The organism is Chimaeribacter californicus (assembly GCF_002858675.1).
Classification (GTDB): domain Bacteria; phylum Pseudomonadota; class Gammaproteobacteria; order Enterobacterales; family Enterobacteriaceae; genus Chimaeribacter; species Chimaeribacter californicus.
In genome coordinates this window covers 1-1,211 of the sequence record NZ_PJZF01000074.1, presented here as the reverse complement: position 1 = coordinate 1,211, position 1,211 = coordinate 1, and the positions used below count along the sequence as shown (strand labels likewise).

Sequence of the window (1,211 nt, the reverse complement as noted above, 5' to 3'; positions counted from 1 at the left end):
AGCCCAGCCACAGAGAAGGCCTGGCAAGGTGTACCGCCCACCAGCAAATCCGGCGCGGGCACCGCACCGGATAACACTCGTTCAGCGATCGTCGTCATATCCCCAAGGTTAGGGACAGCTGGCCAATGGTGCGCCAGGACAGCGGAAGGAAAATCGTCAATCTCGGAAAACCAGAGGGGGTTCATGCCCAGCGGGTGCCAGGCAACAGTAGCGGCTTCAATACCGCTACAGACAGAGCCATATTTCATTTTTTTGCTGCCTGGCGTGCTTTCATGGCCATCTTGTCCCGCGCGGTTGAGACGCCCAGGCACCACACAGCATCAGCCTGAAATTGGCCTTTCTGCGGCAGCGCACAGTAGCTGGTGGGCAGCGGGGTGAACCGCTTAGGGCAGATACCCGAAACCCAGTGGAAAGCCAGCTCGTCAGTGACATCCTGATTTCTGACTACATCCACCCAGCGCTCCACCAGTAACGTGCTGAATAGGGAGCGACGGAAGGAAAGCACGCAGACATGCCAATTACGCGGCATAGTCTGGTGTGGCACGGCCAGCACCTGGCGGGGATCTTCGTGCTCGATGCACAGCACCGGCAGCTGGCGCAGCTCACCGTCACAGTCCATCCAGATGATGTGCTCGTGCTTCGCCAACATCTCCCGGATGAATTCCGCCTTCATGGCCGTGTTTTTATTCCAGTTGCCGCGGCTTTCACGCGGCTGGATGTCATGCGCAAGCCCCAGCTCGTCGCAGCGGCGGATGAGCGCAGCAGCGCGCGATGCGTACTCCCATTCAGGTGTGAAAAAGGAGACGACAACAGGCTTGCTACTCTGCATAGGTATTCCTGAAGGTGATAGGATTTGCGGCTGGTTTCGCGGCTGCCTGTCGCTCGATCTCCAGCTCAATAGCGCGATCGATTGAGGCGCGCGCCTCACGCAGATCCTTCAGGCGGTCTTTATGCCCACGCTGGCCAGGCATCAACAGCTTTTTGATAGCGTGCTGACATGCGCCACAGGTGACGGCATACGCCCCCAGGAAGTCATAAACGTCCAGTACCACCCCTTTGATCCAGCGGTGGTACCGGCTTGGCAGGGCTGGCTTTACCGGGGCTGCTGGTTCGAGTGGGGCAAATTTTTGTAAATTCCCCAAGTGTGGCCTCGTATAAAAGGCTAATTCCTGTCGGCTCACCATTGCAGAAAAGTCTGTCACTACCTCACC

At 57.9% G+C, this 1,211-nt stretch carries 3 protein-coding genes; all 3 read right to left on the bottom strand.

Annotation, left to right across the window (positions count from 1 at the left end; genetic code table 11):
* Positions 1-248 (bottom strand): DNA cytosine methyltransferase (locus CYR55_RS22885; protein ID WP_175580833.1); only part of this gene is annotated, 248 nt, incomplete at its 3' end.
* The gene (locus CYR55_RS22880; protein WP_101818584.1) at positions 245-829 is read right to left on the bottom strand and encodes a hypothetical protein; all 585 of its coding nucleotides are present in this window, start codon (positions 827-829) and stop codon (positions 245-247) included. The genes CYR55_RS22880 and CYR55_RS22885, both read right to left, overlap by 4 nt.
* Positions 819-1,211: hypothetical protein (locus tag CYR55_RS23865; RefSeq protein WP_206604067.1), on the bottom strand; the 393-nt coding region annotated here is incomplete at its 5' end. The genes CYR55_RS23865 and CYR55_RS22880, both read right to left, overlap by 11 nt.